Here is a 22,535-nt window from a genome sequence, read left to right as displayed (position 1 = left end):
CAGTCCAACACCAAAAAATTTAATTTGTCTCATAAATACTCGATACCCTTACTTTAAGGTTGCCATGTATGACAATATCTGTAAATTTATTGCCGAAAACTTCAAAGATGACTTGGCAACTTGGTTACTAGGTTCACCGATTAAATTAACAGAACTTAGCCCTACTGAATTATCATCTGAACCAATTCGCGCCGATTCATTAATTTTATTGCAATCTGATGATTTAGTTCTACATACCGAATTTCAAACCGACCCTGATGAAGATATCCCCTTTCGGATGTTAGATTATCGAGTTAGGGTTTATCGCCGCTTTCCTAACAAAGAAATGCGTCAAATAGTAATCTATTTGAGAAAAACCAGTTCAGAATTAGTCAGTGAAAACAGTTTTAGATTAAACAACACTTACCATCAGTTTGGAGTAATACGTCTGTGGGAACAACCAACAGACAGGTTTATGAGTATTCCAGGTCTATTACCCTTTGCCGTGCTAAGTCAAACAAACGATCCTACAATGGTATTAACCCAAGTAGCCAAAGCAGTTGAAGCAATTAGCGCTCGCCAGCTACAAAGAAATATAGCTGCTGCCAGTGGCATTTTAGCAGGTCTGGTGTTAAAGAAAGATGTAATTAGCAAGATTTTAAGGAGTGAGATTATGCGCGAATCAGTCATTTATCAACAGATCCTAGAAGAAGGCGAAGCGAAAGGTAAAGCAGAAGGTAAAGCAGAAACAACAAGAAAGTTGGCTTTAAATTTGTTGCGAATTGGCATGAGTTTAGAACAAATTGCTCAAGTTACTGAATTATCTATTGAGCAAGTTCAAGTTTTACAAGAGGAGATTCAAAATCCTTAATTTTAATTAATCGCTTTATAAAAGTACGTGCCTATACAAGCAAAACCCGCATTAGCGGGTTTCAAAGTTTTTATAAGTCCGTGCAGACGCGATTTCTAATCGCCTGATTAAAATTCTCCAACTAAAATTCAGCACTTTGTGGTGTACGCGGAAAGGGAATCACATCACGAATATTTCCCATACCAGTCATAAATTGCACGAGTCGTTCAAAACCCAACCCAAAACCAGCGTGTGGAACAGTACCATAACGACGCAAATCAAGATACCACCACAAGTCTTCTGGGTTTAATCCTTGCGCTAACACGCGGACTTCTAATACTTCTAAACGTTCTTCGCGCTGGGAACCACCGACAATTTCGCCAATTTTGGGTGCGAGAATATCCATTGCGCGGACGGTTTTTTCATCGTCGTTCAAGCGCATATAAAAAGCTTTGATTTGCGCTGGATAATCTGTAACGATCGCAGGCTTTTTAAATAATTGTTCAGCTAGATAGCGTTCGTGTTCTGATTGTAAATCTAAACCCCAACTTACAGGATATTCAAATTTAACATCAGCTTTTTCTAAAAGTTTGATAGCTTCTGTATAAGTTAAGCGTTCAAACTGATTATTAATAATATTCTCGGCTGTTGCCAATACAGATTTATCAATGCGTTCATTGAAAAATTCCATATCTTCTGGGCAAGTTTCCAACACATATTTAAAAATGTGTTTGAGAAACGCCTCTGCTAAATCCATATCGCCTTCTAGATCACAAAAAGCCATTTCTGGCTCAACCATCCAAAACTCTGCTAGGTGGCGCGAGGTGTTGGAATTTTCTGCACGGAAGGTAGGCCCAAAAGTGTAGACGTTACTAAACGCCATCGCCATCACTTCCGCTTCCAACTGGCCGCTAACTGTTAAATATGTGGGTTTAGCAAAAAAGTCTTGGCTGTAATCTACTGCTTGATTATCTGTGCGGGGAATATTCTTTAAATCTAAACTGGTAACGCTAAATAGTTCACCTGCGCCTTCGCAGTCGCTAGCAGTGATGATGGGTGTGTGTACCCACAAAAAGCCTCTTTGTTGGAAAAATTGGTGAATTGCTGTCGAACAAGCATTTCTGACGCGAAAAACTGCGCCAAAAGAATTAGTGCGCGATCGCAAATGTCCAATGGTTCGCAGAAACTCAAAGGAATGGCGTTTCTTTTGCAGGGGATATGTATCGGGATCAGCTTCGCCGTAAACTTTCACTGTCTCGGCTTTTAACTCAATCCTCTGTCCTTTACCGAGAGAAGCCACTAGTACCCCTGTAGCCTCAACAGCAGCACCCGTATTCAATTTTTTTAATATAGCTTCATAATCTGGCAAATCCTGATTAATGACGACTTGCAAATTAGCTAGCGATGAGCCGTCATTGACTTCGATAAAAGCAAATCCTTTTGACTCACGTTTTGTCCTCACCCAGCCTTGCACTTGGAGAGACTCATCAGGTTGGCCACTTCGCAATATTTCTGCAATCCGTCGATTTACCATATTTATCCAGCATAAGACTTTAATATCCAGCCTATGATAACGCCCATTCCACCAAAGCGGACTACTTGCCAGAAAGGTTTTTTGAGACTACGCCAAGAAAATAACTGGCTTTCTAAGTTTAGTTCTAGCATTTCCAACTGCCGTTGAATTTGCCGTAACTCTGCTTTGATTTCTGGTGTCTGAGATTTATTGTGCTTTAATTTATCGCGGCGCTGTTGCCATTGTGCCTGTTGTTGGCGATCGCGTTGCACTTGATCGTAACGTTCTTTTAAGGATAGGAGCGATCGCTCTACTTCCTCTAATTCTTGCTCAAAATCTGGTTCTGGATTTTCTGCTGACGACTGTGATTGTTTTGGCGGCTTCATGTACAAGTAGTAAACTAAGATTAAAGGCGAGTCTGCCAATAGTCAAAATTAAAACTATGAGTTTTGACTTAGCACTCAACACTGGCTCAACGCCCCGCTAACAGCACTCAGCACTCATAATTATGTCTCAATCTACTCAGCTGCCTAAAACCAGTCAACTGAATGAACTTAGTACTCTGGAACTAGCTCAAGCCCTTATGGAAAGGTTAACTATTTCCCCTAACGATTGGCATCGCCTCAAGTCTAACCGCAATTCCCGCGCTAATGAACAAGTGGCAGCAGCAATCGTGTATCTTTTAAAGAATCAGCCAGAAGAAGCTCAAGCTAGATTACAACAGGCAGTTGGTTGGTTAGATCGCTCTATTTCTGCGCCTCCTTGTCCAACTCACGGAAAAAGTTAGGAGTTATGAATTATTATTCAACTCCTAACTTTTAACTTCTAACTCCTAAATACATCATCGCCGCAGAGATAATCCCCGGCGATTTTCCATTTGTTTACAAAGCCTCAATTCTGTGCCTTTACGGTTCCACTCTACCTGATCAAAAATTTGATGCAGAAGACATAAACCACGACCATTTTCTGACTCATCTGGTGGAAGATAATCTGTTGGTTCTTCATTACTAGTAGATGAAGGAGTAAAGCCACTACCTTGGTCTGAGATGATCCACCAATATTGATTATCTATTACGGAAAAACGAACTACAACTGTTTTACTCGGATCAAGATTATTACCATGTTTAGCTGCATTTACTAGGGCTTCTTGAAGTCCTAGCCGCAGTTCTGCTTGTAATCTTGCTGGAATTTCTGCCAACAATAAGTCTAAGATGGGACAAAGGTAGAGGGTTGAGGCAAAACTAATAGTGCCCCAATAACGTCCAACTGGACGGAGTGAAATAGTAATCACAAGAGAAACCCCATAGCTTTCAGTTAGCTAGACATCAGTTTGCTATTACAGTCACCCTGATAAAACTTGAGGTGGTCATGCTGCCTTCAAACTTGCGTCTTTAAAACTAAATTTTGAAAATGCTAGGGAGCATGGCTCTATAACTATGAATTGGGATTGTTTACCTATATATCGGCTGGAATAAGTTTGATAATAAACTCAGCAAATTAAGAATATGCTGTTAATTTTAGAGAGTATTGGCATACTCTAGTTAGTTGCCGATTTATAATTTACGCAATCCTCTTCATGTTTTTAAGAACCTATGCAACTTGAATTTATTTAAACAAAATGAATTTTTATTTTTGGCTTAATTCAATTTTAGCATCTTTAGTATGCACTAGACTAAAATTTTCAAATTTCAGTTTTTTTGAAGGAATTACTACCCTTGTCAAAATGTGATAGCACAAGAAAGGCGGCAGTTTCAACATGAGCAGTTTGAGGAAAAAAATCAGCAGGTTGTACCCGTGTGATGGTATATTGCCCATCTTGACAAAGCAATTTCAGGTCGCGGGCGAGGGTAGCTACTTTACAGCTGACGTAAACGATCCGAGATGGTTTCAATTGCCGTAAAGTATCTATGACTGCGCGATCGCACCCCTTACGTGGCGGATCGAGTATTACTACTTCTGGTATTGTGCCCATTTGGGGAAGCAATTTTTCTACTGCCCCGACTTGGAATGTCGCATTATCAATTCCGTTGCGGTGGGCATTCAAAATTGCTTGTTCTACTGCTGCTGCTTGCACTTCTAATCCTGTAGCAATACGTACTTTTTTGGCGAGGGGTAAAGTTAAAGTCCCTATACCACAATAGGCATCAACTAGGAACTCATGCCCTTGAAGATTGAGTTCTGATTGAATTACCTGTAATAGTGCCTCTGCTGTTTCGGTATACACTTGGAAAAATGTATCTGGGCGTACTTGAAATTCCAGTCCAGCAAAATTTTCCCGCAGGTGGGGTACTCCAGCGATGCAACGGGTTTCTGATCCAAAGATAGCATTTGTGCGATCGCTATTGCGGTTGAGCGACACTCCCACTAACTGCGGATAGCGCTTTAACCATTCCTGGGCTTGGGTTTCAATTCCTGATAAATTCCAGTCCTTCACCACCAAAGTCAGCAACATTTCTCCAGTGTGTCGGCCAATGCGTAAACCGAGATGGCGAATTTTTCCTTGGTGGCACTGTTCGTCGTAAATTTGCCAACCTTGCTGTTGAATATCCTGCTTAACTTCGGCAAGTAAGGGATTTAATCGCGCATCTTGAACTGGACATTGATTTAAATTAATTAATTGGTGACTACCTTTTTGATAGTAACCAGCCTGTACTTGTCCTGTTGCCGATAGCGAGAGAGGATATGTAGATTTGTTACGGTAGCCGAAAGCGGAAGGGGCAGCAAGTACCGGATCTACTGGTGGTTGAATAAAACCGCCAATGCGCTCTATTGCTTGGATAACTTGATTTTGCTTGGCTACTAGCTGGTAATCATAATTAATATGCTGCCACTGGCAACCACCGCACTTATCCGCCACAATGCAACTAGGTCGTATACGGTGGGGGGATGCCTCCAATAGCTGTTGGAGCTTACCGTGGGCGTATTTAGGTTTAACATGTACTAAGCGGACAATGGCGCGATCGCCTGGGACAGTATCTGGGACAAACACTACACGTTCATCAGCGCGTCCCACACCATCGCCTGTATCACTCAGGTTAGCGATCGTCACTTCAATTAATTCACCCTGTTGCCAAATTATTTTAGTCATTTGTCGTTTGTCATTTGTCATTTGTTATTGGGCATGGGGCATTAGGAAAACACTTTTTTTATCCCCACTCCCCAGTCCTCACTCCCCCAAACAGATAAATTCAATACATAAGTAGCTCCGATCCCTTCACTTGTGTACCTCCAACTCGCTAAACTAACAGATAATATTTCAGGTGATTTCAATCATCATGACTGTAATTAGCCAAGTTATTCTCAAAGCCGACGACGAACTGCGTTATCCCAGCAGTGGCGAACTTAAAAATATCAAAGACTTTTTGCAAACCGGTGTACAACGGACGCGGATTGCGGCTACCTTAGCTGAAAACGAAAAGAAGATAGTTCAAGAAGCAACCAAACAACTTTGGCAGAAGCGTCCTGACTTTATCTCCCCTGGAGGTAATGCTTACGGTGAACGCCAACGCTCTCTATGTATCCGTGATTTTGGCTGGTACTTACGCCTAATTACTTATGGTGTACTTGCCGGTGACAAAGAGCCAATTGAAAAAATCGGTTTGATTGGTGTCCGGGAAATGTATAATTCATTGGGCGTTCCCGTGCCTGGAATGGTAGAAGCGATCAATTCCCTCAAAACAGCCTCTCTTAGCTTACTGAGTGCGGAAGACGCTGCCGAAGCAGCACCTTACTTTGATTACATCATTCAAGCGATGTCTTAATACAAAGTGTGTGCTGGTTCTAGGAATATAGTTTCGGTCTACTAGAGTGAGTGCAAAATATTAGCACTCGATAGGCATAAGATCCCCAATTTGATCATACCTTCCCCACATTTGGTAGTGGCTGTGGCAAAATCTCTGTCAAGTTACCAACCAGTTGTGGGGAAATTTTATGGGTATGGGGCAAAACAGTTCCGTTAGAGGTAGCGGGGCGTTTAGCCCGTTCCGAGTTCCGAGTTGAAATTTTCCCTACTCAGCACTCATTACTCAGGACTCTTGAGGGGCATTGCTCAAAAGACAAGGACAACAATATAGATACAAAAAACCGACAGTCCTTGATTAAGGCTGTCGGCTATTAAGTGTGTTCCCTATTAATGACTCGGCTAGAGTTCAGTTGTCATTAATTATGCCTAGTTAGCGAGATGAACGAGACGATCCTAATCATCGATATGTGTGATTCTCGTCACTTGATTGTTACATCTAAACTGCATATACCCGAATAATCTCTGAGTAAGACTAGACTCACGTAAGTAAAGGAGCTAGAAATTTCACCAACATTAAAAAATAAAGTTATCTTTAAAGACTAAAGCATTTGGTGTGCTAATGATCTTCATCTTGTCTAGTTCATGGTCGGAATAATCCTGTTGAGTGCATTCTGGGGTTTTACTACCCCTCCATCCAAGAAACAAGTTTGCTTGTAATAAAGGCTGCACGGCATCTACTGCCAATATTTACCAAGATGAAAATACAGGTATTTAGTTAAAGTTTAATTGAAGAGCGATCGCGCTTAAATTTACACAAAATTAGAAATGCGTAGCTTGCCGTCTTAGGCATGGCGCTTTGCAGCATAAATTAGCATCCCAAAATACTTTTAACGCCATTCACCAACATAGCTACTAATTGAACTGATGCGGTGGCTGCATAAATTGTATTCAACATTGCTCCTACTGCTGCTGATATTGTCTCCATACTAGCTCCTGCTATAAGCATTGTTATTACTGTGCTTGAAATAGAAATAATTCCAGTAGCAGCTATACCCGAACCAGCTAAAATTGCGTCAACTATAGCAATAACAAATAGTTTATTCCAATGGATTAGGACTGTGAAAAACCTGAATAAAGATTATAGGAAAATGAATTTTCCTACTTCAATAATGTTGCATTTAGTTAATCTTAATTTTACAAACAAGCCTTTATTTGTAATAATAGTAAGATTACTCAAATTATCCCTATTCAGCTTAATTGACTATAAAATTAAGTGTTTTTGCAGTTGCCTTGATTGAGTAAATCACAATAGCGCGAGAAGCTAGATTTAGGGGCAAAACTGATTCACAACTGGCAACGAACCTAGCTTGGGGTAACGATGGCAACAGAACAAAAGCACAGCACTTATTTATCAGAAGCCGAAAGTCTGTTACGTCAACTTCCTTCTGAGAAGTTGCGAGTAGCAGTTGCAATTATTGCTTATTTACAAAAAACAGAAGAAAGCGAAGCAACTGAGAAACTATTATTAAATATTCCTGATTTTGGCGAATTTTTCCGCGAAATTGAACAAAGTAAAGACAAATTAGAAAATACTCCCTCAAATCAGATTGCCTCAGATGAAGAGGTATGGCAGGCTTATTTGGCTTCTAAACAGAAATGGCAGGAGGTTTACCGTCGCCTTGCAAACTCCTAGATTTCTTTCTATTTCTCAAGTCCTAGACATTCACCAAGATGAGATAAACAGCTTTGGTACAACCTCAAGCTACTTTTGGCGGCGAACTACTCCATCCTACAATTCACGAGCAAGCAGCAGCATACCTGTACCATTTGGCGATGAACCATCCGTTTATTGATGGCAACAAACGCACTGCATTTGCGGTTATGGATACCTTCATAACCTTAAACGGCTACAGTTTGAACTTATCCCAAGAGCAAGTTTACAACTTGGTGATTCAAGTAGTTCAGAAAGAAATATCCAAAGAAGAATTATCTACATTTCTGGAACTGCACTTACAGGGCAAGTAAATCGATAGAATAATGCTCTGTCCCCCCAGAGTGCATTACTTCCATGACTGCAACCTCAAAACCAGCCTTTTCCCCCCAAGAAATTGCTGCTGAAGGTCTTAAACCAGAAGAATACGCAGAAATTGTCCGTCGGCTAGGCCGTCATCCCAACAAAGCTGAACTGGGAATGTTTGGCGTGATGTGGTCAGAGCATTGCTGTTATAAAAATTCTCGACCTCTACTCAAACAATTTCCCACCGAGGGTCCCCGCATCCTCGTGGGCCCTGGTGAAAATGCTGGTGTTGTAGACTTGGGTGATGGACTCCAACTAGCTTTTAAAATTGAATCCCACAACCACCCCTCAGCGGTCGAACCCTTTCAAGGAGCTGCAACGGGAGTCGGAGGTATTCTCAGAGATATTTTTACAATGGGTGCGCGTCCCATTGCTCTATTAAACTCACTGCGCTTCGGTTCCTTAGAAGATGCCAAAACTCAAAGGCTGTTCCAAGGCGTAGTGGCGGGAATTTCACATTATGGTAATTGTGTGGGAGTACCCACCGTTGGCGGTGAAGTTTACTTTGACTCTGCTTATTCTGGAAATCCTCTAGTGAACGTTATGGCACTAGGGTTGATGGAAACCTCAGAAATCGTCAAATCTGGAGCATCTGGCTTAGGCAATCCCGTGCTGTATGTTGGTTCCACCACTGGGCGTGATGGTATGGGAGGCGCGAGTTTTGCTAGTGCAGAATTGAGCGATCAATCCATAGACGATCGCCCTGCTGTGCAAGTGGGCGATCCCTTTTTGGAAAAGTCGTTAATTGAAGCTTGTCTGGAGGCGTTTAAGACGGGTGCAGTTGTTGCCGCCCAAGATATGGGAGCAGCGGGAATCACCTGTTCTACCTCAGAGATGGCGGCAAAAGGCGGTGTGGGAATTGAACTAGATTTAGATAAGATTCCCGTCAGAGAAACGGGGATGGTTCCCTATGAATATCTGCTTTCGGAATCTCAAGAACGAATGCTGTTTGTTGCTCATAAAGGGCGTGAGCAAGAATTAATCGACATTTTTCACCGTTGGGGACTTCAAGCCGTTGTTGCTGGTACAGTCATCGCTGAACCTATTGTGCGGATTCTCTTTCAGGGTGAAGTAGCAGCAGAAATTCCCGCTGAGGCTTTGGCGGAGAATACGCCACTATATAATCGGGAGTTATTGGCAGAAGCACCAGAATATGCACGTCAAGCTTGGGAATGGACTCCTGATTCCCTACCTCCTTCTACAACTGCTGGAATAGAACTTCTAGGAGGGCTGCAAAGTTGGAATGATATTCTCTTAACTTTGCTTGATACACCCACGATCGCTTCTAAAAATTGGGTATATCGTCAGTATGACCATCAAGTACAAAATAATACAGTCATGCTGCCAGGTGGTGCAGATGCGGCTGTTATCCGTTTGCGCCCCCTGGAAGAGGACAAGGGGACAAGGGGACAAGGAGGACAAGGAGACAAGGAAACCCTCAATGCCCAACGCGGTGTTGCTGCCACGGTAGATTGCAATCCTCGTTATGTTTATCTTGACCCTTACGAAGGAGCTAAGGCAGTGGTGGCAGAAGCTGCACGCAATCTTAGCTGTGTAGGTGCTGAACCTCTGGCGGTGACGGATAATCTAAATTTTGGCTCTCCAGAAAAACCCATTGGTTACTGGCAATTGGCAGAAGCTTGTCGCGGTTTGGCGGAAGGTTGCCGAGAATTGGCGACACCAGTCACAGGTGGTAATGTCTCTTTGTACAATGAAACTCTTGATTCTCAAGGCATCCCACAACCTATTTATCCCACTCCTGTTGTCGGTATGGTGGGCTTAATTCCTGATATAACCAAAATTTGTGGTCAAGGTTGGCAAGCATCCGGCGATGTGATTTATCTTCTCGGATTGCCTCTGACATCTCAAATCAGTTTGGGAGCATCTGAATATTTAGCCACTATCCACGGGACTGTTGCCGGAAAACCACCACGGGTAGATTTTGACTTGGAACGCCGCGTCCAGAAAGTTTGTCGTGAAGGAATTCGTAATGGTTGGGTACGTTCAGCCCACGATTCTGCTGAGGGAGGAGTGGCGATCGCACTAGCCGAATGTTGTCTTGCTGGCAATCTTGGTGCGGAAATCAATTTAGAAATAGCACCTACACAGTTAAACCGCCTTGACGAGGTGTTGTTTGCCGAAGGTGGTGCCAGAATTTTAGTTTCTTTAGCATCAGCACAACAAGAAATTTGGGAATCATATTTACAGGAACATCTGGGTCAAGAGTGGCAAAAACTGGGTGTAGTTGGTAATTTTGAGACGGGTTTGGGGGTTTTCACCACTGATAACCAAACCTTAATCAAAGTTAGTATCGAAGATATGGAAGATCGCTATTCCCATGCGATCGCCAAACGTCTCGCCATCCATACCACTACTTCTGAGCGCTGAATGCTGAGTATTTAGACTTCACTCACAACTTTTAGCGTCTCTGAGCAAATTTACGGTACTGTTTTAATGGATGGTTAAAGATTTGTTAAGAACTCCGCAGCCATCTATCTAATCCCAGCGACTGACTACCAATTTTAGATTTTGAATTTTAGATTTTGGATTAGGGGCGTTGCTTCTAGTTCATATCTTGCTCTTACTGGGCAAAAAATCTAAAATCGCCATTCTAAAATCCCAAGCCGCATCTTTACTACGGTGCGATCAATCCAAAATTGTCAATCTCAAATTCAAAATTGATTGACCCCCCCACCAGGAGCAAAGCTAGCATGATTTCTATTCATTCTGTCACTTCGGATGAATACCCCGACCAGAACAACAACCCAATCAATAGTCATGAAAATCAGCCTGACAAGCCAGAAGAAGCTTGTGGTGTTTTTGGCATCTACGCCCCAGGAGAAAACGTTGCTAAACTGACCTACTTTGGATTGTATGCCCTCCAGCATCGGGGTCAAGAATCAGCTGGTATTGCTACCTTTGAGGGAACCCAAGTACATCTCCACAAAGATATGGGCTTAGTGTCTCAAGTCTTCAATGAATCTGTCTTGGATCAATTGCCTGGTAGTCTTGCTGTTGGTCACACTCGTTATTCCACCACAGGTTCTAGCCGCAAAGTTAATGCTCAACCCGCAGTGCTGGAAACCCGTTTAGGTTCCATAGCACTTGCACATAATGGGAATTTAGTCAATACCGTGCAACTACGTCAAGAGTTGCTTGAGAATAAATGTAACTTAGTCACCACAACAGACTCAGAAATGATCGCTTTTGCGATCGCCGAAGCCATAGATACGGGCGCTGATTGGCTAGAAGGTGCAATTAAGGCATTTCACCGTTGCCAAGGAGCCTTTAGTTTAGTTATTGGGACTCCCGTCGGCGTTATGGGTGTCCGTGACCCTAATGGAATCCGCCCCTTAGTAATCGGCACTTTGGCTGGTAATCCAGTCCGTTACGTTTTGGCTTCCGAGACTTGTGGTTTAGATATCATTGGAGCCGAATACCTGCGAGACGTAGAACCAGGTGAATTAGTTTGGATTACTGAAGAAGGTTTAGCTTCTTATCATTGGAGTCAAAAATCTGAGCGGAAATTGTGTATCTTTGAAATGATTTACTTTGCCCGCCCTGATAGCGTCATGCACAACGAGAGTTTGTACAGCTATCGAATGCGATTAGGACACCAGCTAGCTAAAGAATCTTGTGTAGATGCCGATATTGTCTTTGGTGTTCCTGATTCTGGTATACCTGCTGCTATTGGATTTTCCCAAGCGTCTGGTGTCGCTTACGGCGAAGGACTGATTAAAAATCGCTATGTTGGGCGAACCTTCATTCAACCAACCCAAACCATGCGGGAATCGGGTCTGCGGATGAAACTCAACCCCCTCAAAGATGTGCTGCTAGGTAAACGAGTAATTATTGTAGACGACTCGATTGTACGAGGTACTACCAGCCGTAAACTAGTCAAAACCTTACGTGACGCAGGTGCAGTAGAGGTACACATGCGAATTTCTTCTCCGCCTGTAACTCATCCCTGCTTCTATGGCATCGATACCGATTCTCAGGATCAGCTAATTGCTGCTACCAAGTCAGTAGCAGAAATTGCCAAGCAACTGGAAGTAGACAGTCTCGCCTATCTGAGTTGGGAAGGAATGCTAGAAGCAACACGAGAAGACACCAATAGTTTCTGTTCTGCCTGCTTCACCGGAGATTATCCCGTAACGATTCCTGAGCAAGTGAAACGTTCTAAGCTGATCCTGGAAAAGGTAGTGGTGTAGGGATTGGGGAATTAGGGAGAAGAGGAGACAAGTCCGCACTCAGACTTTTCGCTCCTGCTCTTGAGAGGCTTTGAATTCTCCTCCTTCTCTAGTCTACGGTGTACATACAAGCCCTAAAAATGTCTGATTGGAGGCAGGGCCTCTAATCAGCCATTCTCATGCAGAGCATGGGAACGAGAGACACTCCAGGCGAAACTCTCACCAAATCCGAATCAAGTTGATGAATAGGGCAAGTCATCGCCCCATTTATTTTTACTAACTCAACTCAATTGTTCAAACTTAAATTTCCCTTTAATAAACTTGTTAAAGTATTGACCATCAGACGGTGCATTTTCTAAGCCTTCCTTTACACTAAGGGGTACTTTGAAATACTCATAAACACTTCCATTGTCAAATTCAATAGTTAGTGTTTGAGTTGTTGGATCATAACGAAATTCTTTAATCAGGCTGCTGGGAGGTTTGAGTAAGGGGAAGGCGATCGCATCCCGAATACTGGCACAATCAGTTAATAACATCACTAACCGATCAATCCCAATCCCTAAACCACCTGTAGGCGGCATCCCGTATTCCAAAGCTGTCAGAAAGTCTTCATCTACACCTTGGGCTTCCAAGTCACCAGCAGCTTTCCGCGCCGCTTGAGCTTCTAAACGTTCTCTTTGATCGATGGGATCGGTAAGTTCTGAGAAACTATTCCCAGTTTCTCGCCCGACTATAAATAACTCAAATCGTTCTACCAAACCAGGCACAGAACGGTGAGGTTTTGCTAAGGGCGAAATTTCTACAGGGTAATCAATTACAAAGGTAGGTTGAATTAAATTGGCTTCTACCTTCTCTTCAAAGGCTAAATTTAGTAACTTACCAATTGATTGTGCTTCATCTATACCAGGAATAGCAGCATTTTTACTCGCTGTTTTCGCTTCTTCCAAACTTTGGAACGAATTAAAATCCAAGCCTGTAAATTCTTTCACTAGATCGTGCATTGTCACCCGTCGCCAAGGTGGTGTTAAATCTATCGGTTCCCCTTGGTAGGTAATTTCCAATGTACCGAGTACCTCTTGGGCGACAGTGGTAATAATCCCTTCAGTCAACGCCATCATATCGTTGTAGTCAGCGTAGGCTTGGTAAACTTCAATCGTCGTAAATTCGGGATTGTGTCGAGTCGAAATTCCCTCATTGCGGAAAACCCGCCCCAATTCAAACACCTTTTCAAAACCACCTACAATCAACCGCTTGAGATGGAGTTCTGTAGCAATTCGCAGATACAACTCCATTTCTAAAGTGTTGTGGTAGGTAATAAATGGACGCGCATCTGCACCTCCAGTCTCACTTTGCAAAACTGGCGTTTCAATTTCCAGAAAATCTCGCTGTTCTAAATAGCGGCGAATACCGGCAGTAATTTGGGCGCGACGGCGGAAAGTTTGCCGCACTTCTGGGTTTACAATCAAGTCAACGTAGCGCTGACGGTAGCGCTTGGCAACATCCGTTAATCCATGCCACTTGTCGGGTAGAGGTAACAGGGATTTAGTGAGGATAGTATATTGTTTAACGTAGACAGATAACTCGCCCTTTTCAGTCCGTTTAATAGTACCTTTGGCTCCGAGAATGTCGCCTGCATCTGTAAGTTGCTTCAGGTGATTGAAGGCATCGGCATCAATATCTGCCATACCTTCTTGGATGCGATTTTTATCCAGATAAAGCTGAATTGTGCCGGTTTCATCTTGCAAGGTGAAGAAAGCTAATTTACCGAAAACGCGACGTGCCATAATGCGTCCGGCTATGGCAACTTCCAAATCAACTTCTTCACCACTGGATAAATCGGCAAATTTTTCTTGCAACTGCGCTGCGTGATGGGTGGATTCCCAACGATAGGCATAAGGATTAGTCCCTAGCTGCTTAAGCTGTTCTACTTTCTCCAGCCTGGCGGCTCGGATATCTTCTTCCGACATGGTAACGAACTAAATAGGGCAAGATTAATTATAGATGCTGCCAAAGTTGAGAGTAAGAGATAATCGCCTAAAAATGATGTGCGGATGGCTAAAGGAAATACACAATGACACAAACTAGAGTCCGTCTATGGACTGTAAACGAATATCACCGGATGTTTGAAACGGGTATTTTTACAGAAAATGAACGGGTTGAACTGATTGAAGGGCAAGTTGTTGTTGTTATCCAGATGAGTGCCAAAAAGCCTCCTTACGCAGCGACAACGCTGTGTGCGTCTGACTACCTCAAGCGGCTGCTATCAGAAGTTGGCTTAGTTCGGGTGCAAGATCCCATTCAGTTGAGCCAATACTCGGAACCTGAGCCAGGTATCGCTGTTGTCCAGATTGATGCGCGAAAGTACATTGAGTCATCCTGCACCAAATGAAATCTTTATTGAATTTATTTTGCAGTAGGGTGCAACGTTATCCTTGATTGCCTTTCCAGAAATCGAAGTGCCAATTAGTCAAATTTTTCCATCAGTTCTACAAATCAAACCTTTACTTCTCTGCTATTTTTAGCAAATGCCTAGATGAAATAGCTTTTATTTTCAAGTTAGTAAATTGCACGATCGCCTTTACTAAGTCTTGCTGTTCTGGTTGCAAATTTAGTTTTTCTAGCGCTTGCTTGATATTATTACCAGCCCGGAGATTGTGATTAAGTTGGTCACGCTGAGATGAGTTTAATACTGCCGCAATTTCCTTATTTCTTCTCTGACGCACAGCCTGGAGTTCCTGGTGTTGTAAGGGAGTCAGGCTAATCTCCGACGAGGTGGAGTAGCTTGCAGTTTTGGTACTTTGGGGGAAAATAACACCATAAGTCGTATTGATTTGAACGGGTACAGCTAAGGCAATTCCCGGCATGAAGAGGATAAGAGCAAGAATATTAGCGAACATAGACAGCCGTTTTGTCAAGTAAATTGCCATATTGAAAAATATCTAGTACAATCTGGCAGAAGTTTGCCTACCTTTAACAAGTTGCTCAAGTAACTTATCTGGTTAATTAACTTCCAAAACCAGGAATTAAATGCTTGAGGGCACGACCGGCAACATCGCCATAGCGCAGTTCTCCACACATAATCTTACCCATGATTTGGGGAGCCGAGGGATGCTTAACACCAACTTTGTAGCCAATGTTGGAAAACCGATAGAATGCTCCAGCTAATTTTTGCGCCCAAGCCATCTCAGTACCCAACTCTTCATTAATGGCTTCGCTATATTTTTCTAAAGCGTTAGTGTCACCAGAAAGTGCTTCATTAATAGTTGCGGCTGCGAGTAAACCACTAAAAATTGAGGGGCGAATGCCTTCTGCTGTCATGGGATCAACCACACAAGCAGCTTCCCCAGCTAAAACCGCATTTTGCGTGTGTAGCTTTTGATTGCCATCCCAAATACATAGGGGATGACCATATTGTTTGCTGGTTTTGAGGTCTACATTCAACGATTTGGCGTACTCATCCAAAATCTTTTTGAAGTCCTGGGGTTGACGACCAATAAACGTCCCGACACCTATAGAATAACCATCAGCTTTGGGGAAGTTCCAGAGATAGCCGTTTTTGACCAAGCCAAACTCAAAATGAATTGTGGGTTTGTTTTCCATGATGCCAGGGATTTCTGCCTCTAAAGCCCCTGTGAGCAAACGTTTACGTTCTTTGAAACCTAGCCATTTTGCCATTGATCCTTTGGCACCATCGGCTGCGATTAAGTAGCGACCTGTAACTGCACCATTAGCTGTGTTAACTTGCCAATAGTCACTTTGAAATTCAATACTAGTTACTTCCGTATTATCTCGTAGTTCAGCCCCTTGCTTTTGTCCTTGCTGCACTAGGAAATGGTCAAAAATATCTCGTCGCACCATCCAGACTGGTTCTTTGGTGGCGATTTTTGCTTCCACGGGGTCGCCTAATTTCCAGGTAAAACGAAGGGAGTTGGCTTTCACAGAAATCGCTGGGCTAAAATCAAAGTCAAACCATTGAGCGATCGCTGGAGATACACCACCGCCACAAGGTTTATATCTTGGCAGAGATTCTTTTTCTAAGACTAATACTGAGCGACCTTGTTTGGCTAAATGATAGGCTGCTGTTCCACCAGCTGGCCCAGCGCCGACGATGATGCAGTCGTACATAAGGCTGAATTTTTGCTCCCCAATTAGTTTATTTTCTATTGAGATACTTTTGATCAATTTTTGCTAGATACCTAAGAAATGATAAAGGCTGAAGAATCTATCCATTATCCTTCAGCCTTTATACTTAAGACTTTAGACTTTAAACAGTCGTGATGTCTTTTTCTTTTTCTGCCAACAGTGAGTCTATTTTGGCAGTATACTCATTTGTCAGTTTTTGCAAGTTGTCTTGTTGGTCTTTTGATTCATCTTTGGAGATTTCAGAGGCTTTCTCCTGTTTGCGAATGGCGTCTATGGCATCGCGGCGAATGTTGCGAATAGCAACACGACCCTCTTCAGCATATTTGGATGCCATTTTGACGAATTCTTTACGACGCTCGCTGGTTAAGGGCGGAATATTCAACCGGATTACAGAACCGTCGTTACTGGGTGTTAAACCCACATCTGAGAGGGAAATAGCCTTCTCAACGATGTTTAGGGTATTGCGCTCGTAGGGTTGAATTAAGATCGTCGTAGCATCCGGCGTGCTAATATTTGCCAGTGATTTTAAGGAAGTAGGCGAACCGTAATAGTCCACCAATACCTTATCTAATAGACTCGCATTGGCGCGACCAGTGCGAATCGAGTTAAAAGCTCGTTGAGTTGCCTCAACGGTTTTTTGCATCGTACTTTCAGCTTCAGCTAATTTCACAAGAACCTCCCACAAGGGTGCCGATGGATTCTCCCATGACTGCTCGGTGGATGTTACCTCGCACCGTTAGGTCAAATACCAAAATTGGGATATTATTTTCTTTACACAAGGCGATCGCAGTACTATCCATCACCCGCAAATCTTTGGCTAAAACGTGCGCGTAGGTTAAGCTATTGTAACGCTTGGCGTCAGGATAAATATGAGGATCGGCATCATATACTCCATCTACTTTGGTGGCTTTAAAAATCACCTCGGCATCAATTTCTGCGGCTCTTAATGCCGCAGTAGTATCTGTAGTAAAAAAGGGATTTCCAGAACCAGCACCAAAAATTACCACCCGTCCTTTTTCAAGATGACGGATGGCACGACGACGGATATACGGTTCCGCTAATTCTTGCATAGCGATCGCGGTTTGCACTCGCGTCTGTACTCCTATGCGTTCTAGCGAATCTTGCAGCGTCATGGCATTCATTACCGTGGCAATCATCCCGATATAGTCAGCGGTTGCCCTGTCCATCCCCGCCGACGCTGCTTTGACGCCACGAAAAATATTGCCGCCGCCAACAACTATGGCGATTTGAGTACCAGTGGCTATCACCTCTGCTAATTCTTGTGCTATTCCTTTGACCACTTCGGGATCAATGCCATAGCCCATGTTGCCCATTAAGGCTTCACCGCTCAGTTTGAGTAAAACCCGTCGGTAATTCGTTCCCATGAAGTTACGCTTTATCAAAAAAGTTGCAATTGCCTCCAATTTAAGATAACAGTTACAGGGACTATCTATGTCTAGTTACGCCAAATCAATGTAGTACCTACTGGTTCTGTTTGTGGTATGGTTATTTCTTCACCTTTAAATAGAGACGCGATCGCACTTCTCAAATAATCCTCTCCCACTGATAATCGCTCTTGGGGATGATTATCAATTTTACCTTTGTAACGAACTATACCATTTGTGTCTATGAGAAAGGCCGTTGGTGTTTTTGTTGCACCGAAACTACCGGTCACATCTTGCGTTGAGTCCCACAGGTAAGGAAAGTTCAACTGGTGACGTCGGGCAAAAGCTTTCATATTTTCAAAGCTTGACCTAGTGTCGTAGTCAACATTACTACCATTGAGTCCAATTAATGTGAAGCTTTTTGGGGCAAATTCGGCTTGAATGTTTTTTAGCCTGCCTAAATACCGCTCTACATAAGGGCAGTGATTACACATAGAAATAACGCCGACTGCTCGGAACTTCTCAAGATAACGCCTGAGATGGTGTACTTGACCATCAATTCCTGGCAATTCAAAATCCGGTGCGTAGCTCCCAACGGGAGTATCAATTGTTTCTAGTAGATTCATGTTTTCTGGCTCGCAGAACTAGGAACAAAAAAAAATATTGTTAAATTCAGCGTCAGTTTCCAGTTCCAAACCACCCCTTAGCCGATGCCTCATATTCGCCAATCTTATAGACCAAATTTGCGATCGTAAATTGTGAAACTACTGAATCTACCACTGATGCTAATTCACTCACATGTAAAAAATAGCCCAAAGATTACTCACATTAGAGAAGTTATGATTTCTAATACTGACATAATCTCAGTTGTGAGTAAATTATCTCTATAAAGAAGACGAAAACTCTCTACACTGGATAAAATTATCAGCTTAATGCTAGTATTATCGGCCTATAAGCTTTTGTGGTATATGTATAGGCTATCACTAGAGCAAAGGATTTATTTTGAAAATCTGATAAATTTTATGCAAATTAAAAACAATTTTACTTGTGCTTTGCTGCTAAAAAGCTTTTAGCATTATTTAGATCAAAATTACCATGACAAGCTCAAGTTCAAAAACAGCACTTAACTCTACAAAAACCTGGATTTGGCAAGATTTTCCGATTTGCTATCAAACCCAAGGAACTACTGGGCCAGCTGTTGTCCTGGTGCATGGATTTGGTGCTTCTTGGTGGCACTGGCGAAAAAATATTCCTGTATTAGCAGAAAATTGCCGTGTTTATACTATTGATTTGATTGGTTTTGGTGCTTCTGCAAAACCTCAACCTGGTGAAAAAATTACCTACACATTAGAAACCTGGGGACAGCAAGTAGCAGATTTTTGCCGTGAAGTAGTGGGTGAGCCAGCTTTTTTAGTGGGAAATTCCATTGGCTGTATTGTCGCTATGCAAGCAGCAGTAAGTAATCCAGATATTGCCTTGGGAGTTGCTTTACTCAACTGTTCTTTACGGCTGTTGCACGATCGCAAACGGGTAACTTTACCTTTATCTCGTCGTTACGGAGCGCCTCTACTGCAACGCCTGTTGTCTATCAAACCAGTTGGCGATTTCTTTTTCAATCAACTCGCCAAACCGAAAACAGTGCGGAAAATTCTCCTGCAAGCATACTCGAATGCTGAGATGGTGACAGATGAGTTGGTAGATATTTTGATGTCACCAGCAAGCGATCCAGGGGCTGGGGCTGTGTTTCTTGCTTTTACTTCTTATTCTACAGGGCCACTACCAGAAGACCTTTTACCACTGTTACAGTGTCCGGCGATTATTTTGTGGGGAACAGCCGATCCGTGGGAACCAATTAAATTAGGGAGAGAATTAGCTAACTTTCCGCAAGTAGAAAAGTTTATTCCTTTAGAGGGAGTGGGGCATTGTCCGCAGGATGAAGCGCCGGAGTTAGTCAATCCGATTTTACTCGATTGGATTTTGGAGCGATCGCGGTAATAGACTCGGCATAATTTTCACGTAATGGGTGGTTTAGCTTCGCCGATAATCTGTGAGGTGGAAAAGTATTTGCTAAAAATCCAGGGTTTTTGCCAGATAAAGAAAACCGAGTTCTTAATTTTGGATAAAGTCGAGCTAAGATGCACCTCCTTTTGGCTGAGATAGGCTTAATATCTTTAGATGCAGGTGAACCCGTAATACCCATTTGGTTGGAGAAAATTTACCAACGAGTAGTAAGCCAATTGAAAAGCTAAGTCATGAAAATTTTAACGAACTGGTTTAAAAGGTCTAATAGATTGTAAATTAAAAGCTCTGAGGCAAGGGAAACTGATATGGCAAGGCAGAGGAAATCAGAGCAGAGAGAAATTGAGCAGTACAAGCATGAAAACCAGCAACGAGCCAATAACCCCCCAATTGGGCTAGTTAACCCAGATACTGACCCAGAAGAGGGTAGTAAGAAATATGCCTACGATCCTCACCTTGATCCTCAGTTAGTTTGGGCTGGGAAAGTAGAGCATACCAGTTTTGAAGTGCCTACAGTATCACTACACGTCCATGAACGCATAGATCCGCGCACAATTATTGAGGCAGTGCGGAAGCGCAAGGATGAAAAGGTTAAACAACTGTCCTTATTTCAAACCCCAGAAGAAAATCCCCCTATTCGACAGGCTATTGAGTTCTACAAGCACAAGCACAATTGGACAAACCGATTAGTTGCTGGAGATTCCCTTTTAGTAATGAACTCATTACTAGAAAAGGAAGGTATGGGGGGGCAGGTGCAGATGATTTATATCGATCCGCCTTATGGAATTAAATATGGTTCAAATTTTCAGCCATTTGTCAATAAGTGAGATGTAAAGGATGGCAAAGATGAAGACCTGACCCAAGAACCAGAAACAATCAAAGCATTTAGAGACACTTGGGAGTTAGGAATTCATTCTTATTTATCTTATTTGCGCGATCGTTTATGGCTGGCAAAAGATTTACTTCATGAAAGTGGTTCTATTTTTGTACAAATAGGTGATGAAAACGTCCATCGAGTAAGGTGCTTAATGGATGAAGTATTTGGCAGTGATAACTTTTGTATGGAAATTGTTCTTATGAAAGCAAGCAGCCAGTCATCCAAATTATTGCCAGGTGTAAATGATTTCTTGCTATGGTTTGCGAAGGATATAAACCAGATAAAGTATAAGGAATTGTTTACAGAATGCGACCCTATAGAGAATCCAAACGAGCGATATATTTGCGTTGAAACAAAACATGGAGAACTTATTGATCTTTCTGTAGCACAAAAAACAAACAAGAAACCATTACCAGAAGGTCGTATTTGGAGATTATGGCCAACATTTTCCCAAAGACGTGGCAATGATAATTCATTCAAATACACCTTTAATAATGTTGAGTATGAGCCACCTGCAAGATATGGCTGGCAAACTACTATCACAGGTTTAAAACGTTTAGCATCCGCCGCAAGGTTACATCCTATTGGTAAATCACTAAGATGGAAAGTCTATCACGATGAGTTTCCATACAAGACTTTAAACAGTACTTGGTTAGATTTAAGACCGGGTGGATTTGGGGAACAGAGAACCTATGTTCTACAGACAGATCATAGAGCAATAGAGCGTTGTCTTTTGATGACAACTGATCCAGGAGACTTGGTACTAGATCCAACCTGTGGAAGTGGTACTACAGCCTATGTTGCAGAACGCTGGGGAAGACGTTGGATCACTTGCGATACTTCTCGTGTAGCTATTACACTTGCAAAGCAAAGATTGATGACAGCAGTTTTTGATTATTATGAATTGGCGAATATAAAAGAAGGCTTAGGTGGCGATTTCAAATATAAAACAGTGTCACGTATTACGCTGAAATCCATTGCCAACAACCCAGAAATCAAGGAAGGAATGGCAAGGAAAGAGATTGAGGAAGTTATTCAAAAATACGCTGCTAAAGAAACTCTTTACGACCAACCTACTGTTGATAAATCAAAAGTAAGAGTTTCAGGGCCATTTACGGTTGAAGCTGTTCCTGCTCCAACTGTTAAACCTCTTGATTATATTGAAGCGTTTTCCAATACTCCAGTTACTGATCAATCAATTGCTCGTTCTGGTGAAACGCTGCGGCAGGCAGAATGGCGAGAGGAGCTTTTAAAAACAGGAATTCGAGGTAAAGGCGGTCAATACATTCTATTTTCCAGAGTTGAACCTTTACCAGGAACTCGTTGGCTTCATGCTGATGGTAAAACTAAACCCAGTAATGAAGAAGACAACGCTTCTCTCTCAAGTGACAGCAATCAAGACAAGCCAATGCGAGCCGTTATTTCCTTTGGGTTAGAACACGCTCCTCTCGATCAACGCCAGGTAGATATGGCAATTGAAGAAGCACAAACGCTAATTCCTAAACCTAAGCTAGTGATTTTTTCTGCTTTTCAATTTGATCCTGAAGCGGCAAAAGATATTGATGAAACTAACTGGCCTGGGGTGACTCTACTCAAAGTACAAATGAATGCTGATCTACTTACAGAAGACCTGAAGAAAAAACGCGCCAGCAACGAGAGTTTTTGGCTCATTGGTCAACCCGATGTCGCACTTCGTCGTATTTAAAGAGAAAGTGCGATTCGTTGATTAGTGAATCACGGTAATCAGTCCGGAAATAACT

22 protein-coding genes are annotated in these 22,535 nt (G+C 42.5%); 11 read left to right on the top strand and 11 right to left on the bottom strand.

The genetic code is table 11. From position 1 onward, the window contains the following. The first annotated feature begins 64 nt into the window (after positions 1–64). Positions 65–850 (top strand): Rpn family recombination-promoting nuclease/putative transposase, encoded by a 786-nt coding sequence (locus HWQ43_RS03485; protein ID WP_292730285.1) that lies wholly within the window; start codon positions 65–67, stop codon positions 848–850. 121 nt (positions 851–971) lie between these two features. Here HWQ43_RS03485 and asnS read toward each other — a convergent pair whose 3' ends face one another. Next, the gene (gene asnS / locus HWQ43_RS03480) at positions 972–2,363 is read right to left on the bottom strand and encodes an asparagine--tRNA ligase (RefSeq protein WP_292730282.1); all 1,392 of its coding nucleotides are present in this window, start codon (positions 2,361–2,363) and stop codon (positions 972–974) included. A gap of 2 nt (positions 2,364–2,365) precedes the next feature. Next, positions 2,366–2,728, bottom strand: coding sequence for a hypothetical protein (locus tag HWQ43_RS03475; RefSeq protein WP_292730279.1), 363 nt, complete (start codon positions 2,726–2,728; stop codon positions 2,366–2,368). A 122-nt stretch (positions 2,729–2,850) separates the two neighbouring features. Between HWQ43_RS03475 and HWQ43_RS03470 the strand changes: the two genes are divergently transcribed. After that, on the top strand, positions 2,851–3,129 hold the full coding sequence (locus tag HWQ43_RS03470) for a DUF6439 family protein (protein WP_292730277.1): 279 nt from the start codon (positions 2,851–2,853) through the stop codon (positions 3,127–3,129). Positions 3,130–3,183: 54 nt separating this feature from the next. Here HWQ43_RS03470 and HWQ43_RS03465 read toward each other — a convergent pair whose 3' ends face one another. After that, the gene (locus HWQ43_RS03465) at positions 3,184–3,633 is read right to left on the bottom strand and encodes an anti-sigma regulatory factor (RefSeq protein ID WP_094348589.1); all 450 of its coding nucleotides are present in this window, start codon (positions 3,631–3,633) and stop codon (positions 3,184–3,186) included. Positions 3,634–4,023: 390 nt separating this feature from the next. Next, entirely contained in the window at positions 4,024–5,430 is a 1,407-nt protein-coding gene (gene rlmD, locus HWQ43_RS03460) for a 23S rRNA (uracil(1939)-C(5))-methyltransferase RlmD (RefSeq protein WP_292730273.1), read from the bottom strand. Between the two features lie 187 nt (positions 5,431–5,617). Here rlmD and apcD point away from each other — a divergent pair, with 187 nt between their 5' ends. Then, positions 5,618–6,103 carry an allophycocyanin subunit alpha-B gene (apcD, locus tag HWQ43_RS03455; RefSeq protein ID WP_094348587.1) on the top strand — a complete coding sequence of 162 codons (486 nt, stop codon included), beginning with the start codon at positions 5,618–5,620 and terminating at the stop codon, positions 6,101–6,103. 849 nt (positions 6,104–6,952) lie between these two features. On the opposite strand, the gene HWQ43_RS03450 is transcribed toward apcD, so the two are convergent. Then, positions 6,953–7,090 (bottom strand): hypothetical protein, encoded by a 138-nt coding sequence (locus HWQ43_RS03450; RefSeq protein ID WP_292730268.1) that lies wholly within the window; start codon positions 7,088–7,090, stop codon positions 6,953–6,955. Between the two features lie 372 nt (positions 7,091–7,462). On the opposite strand from HWQ43_RS03450, the gene HWQ43_RS03445 reads away from it, so the two are divergent. The 4 genes from HWQ43_RS03445 to purF all read left to right on the top strand — a co-directional run bounded on the left by HWQ43_RS03445 (position 7,463) and on the right by purF (position 12,372). Continuing rightward, positions 7,463–7,777: a hypothetical protein gene (locus HWQ43_RS03445; RefSeq protein WP_292730265.1), complete on the top strand. Its 315-nt coding sequence runs from the start codon at positions 7,463–7,465 to the stop codon at positions 7,775–7,777. Positions 7,778–7,830: 53 nt separating this feature from the next. Next, positions 7,831–8,109, top strand: coding sequence for a type II toxin-antitoxin system death-on-curing family toxin (locus HWQ43_RS03440; RefSeq protein WP_292730262.1), 279 nt, complete (start codon positions 7,831–7,833; stop codon positions 8,107–8,109). 43 nt (positions 8,110–8,152) lie between these two features. Beyond that, the gene (purL, locus tag HWQ43_RS03435; RefSeq protein ID WP_292730259.1) at positions 8,153–10,549 is read left to right on the top strand and encodes a phosphoribosylformylglycinamidine synthase subunit PurL; all 2,397 of its coding nucleotides are present in this window, start codon (positions 8,153–8,155) and stop codon (positions 10,547–10,549) included. A 323-nt stretch (positions 10,550–10,872) separates the two neighbouring features. Then, a complete protein-coding gene (purF, locus tag HWQ43_RS03430) occupies positions 10,873–12,372 on the top strand; it encodes an amidophosphoribosyltransferase (RefSeq protein WP_292730257.1) in 1,500 nt (499 codons plus the stop codon). Between the two features lie 260 nt (positions 12,373–12,632). Here purF and lysS read toward each other — a convergent pair whose 3' ends face one another. Continuing rightward, the gene (gene lysS / locus HWQ43_RS03425; protein ID WP_292730255.1) at positions 12,633–14,318 is read right to left on the bottom strand and encodes a lysine--tRNA ligase; all 1,686 of its coding nucleotides are present in this window, start codon (positions 14,316–14,318) and stop codon (positions 12,633–12,635) included. Positions 14,319–14,422: 104 nt separating this feature from the next. On the opposite strand from lysS, the gene HWQ43_RS03420 reads away from it, so the two are divergent. Beyond that, on the top strand, positions 14,423–14,740 hold the full coding sequence (locus HWQ43_RS03420) for a hypothetical protein (RefSeq protein WP_292730252.1): 318 nt from the start codon (positions 14,423–14,425) through the stop codon (positions 14,738–14,740). A 112-nt stretch (positions 14,741–14,852) separates the two neighbouring features. On the opposite strand, the gene HWQ43_RS03415 is transcribed toward HWQ43_RS03420, so the two are convergent. The 5 genes from HWQ43_RS03415 to HWQ43_RS03395 all read right to left on the bottom strand — a co-directional run bounded on the left by HWQ43_RS03415 (position 14,853) and on the right by HWQ43_RS03395 (position 18,505). Continuing rightward, complete coding sequence (locus tag HWQ43_RS03415) at positions 14,853–15,278, bottom strand: hypothetical protein (protein WP_292730249.1); 426 nt, start codon at positions 15,276–15,278, stop codon at positions 14,853–14,855. A gap of 76 nt (positions 15,279–15,354) precedes the next feature. Next, positions 15,355–16,476, bottom strand: coding sequence for a geranylgeranyl reductase family protein (locus HWQ43_RS03410; protein ID WP_292730246.1), 1,122 nt, complete (start codon positions 16,474–16,476; stop codon positions 15,355–15,357). 139 nt (positions 16,477–16,615) lie between these two features. After that, positions 16,616–17,164 carry a ribosome recycling factor gene (frr, locus tag HWQ43_RS03405; protein WP_292730245.1) on the bottom strand — a complete coding sequence of 183 codons (549 nt, stop codon included), beginning with the start codon at positions 17,162–17,164 and terminating at the stop codon, positions 16,616–16,618. Next, on the bottom strand, positions 17,151–17,879 hold the full coding sequence (gene pyrH, locus HWQ43_RS03400) for a UMP kinase (protein WP_292730242.1): 729 nt from the start codon (positions 17,877–17,879) through the stop codon (positions 17,151–17,153). The genes frr and pyrH overlap by 14 nt, the downstream gene beginning before the upstream one ends. Positions 17,880–17,950: 71 nt before the next feature. Next, on the bottom strand, positions 17,951–18,505 hold the full coding sequence (locus HWQ43_RS03395) for a thioredoxin family protein (RefSeq protein WP_292730239.1): 555 nt from the start codon (positions 18,503–18,505) through the stop codon (positions 17,951–17,953). 469 nt (positions 18,506–18,974) lie between these two features. Between HWQ43_RS03395 and HWQ43_RS03390 the strand changes: the two genes are divergently transcribed. The 3 genes from HWQ43_RS03390 (at position 18,975) to HWQ43_RS03380 (ending at position 22,480) form a co-directional block, all read left to right on the top strand. Next, complete coding sequence (locus HWQ43_RS03390; protein WP_292730236.1) at positions 18,975–19,874, top strand: alpha/beta fold hydrolase; 900 nt, start codon at positions 18,975–18,977, stop codon at positions 19,872–19,874. Between the two features lie 332 nt (positions 19,875–20,206). Beyond that, positions 20,207–20,725 (top strand): hypothetical protein, encoded by a 519-nt coding sequence (locus tag HWQ43_RS03385; protein ID WP_292730233.1) that lies wholly within the window; start codon positions 20,207–20,209, stop codon positions 20,723–20,725. 27 nt (positions 20,726–20,752) lie between these two features. Further along, on the top strand, positions 20,753–22,480 hold the full coding sequence (locus HWQ43_RS03380; RefSeq protein WP_366932776.1) for a site-specific DNA-methyltransferase: 1,728 nt from the start codon (positions 20,753–20,755) through the stop codon (positions 22,478–22,480). Positions 22,481–22,535: the final 55 nt, after the last annotated feature.

Origin of the sequence: Nostoc sp. JL31 (genome assembly GCF_017114965.1) — a bacterium.
GTDB lineage: Bacteria > Cyanobacteriota > Cyanobacteriia > Cyanobacteriales > Nostocaceae > Nostoc > Nostoc punctiforme_A.
Note: the sequence above shows the minus strand (reverse complement) of the source record. Positions and strands in the feature narration are given on the sequence as shown.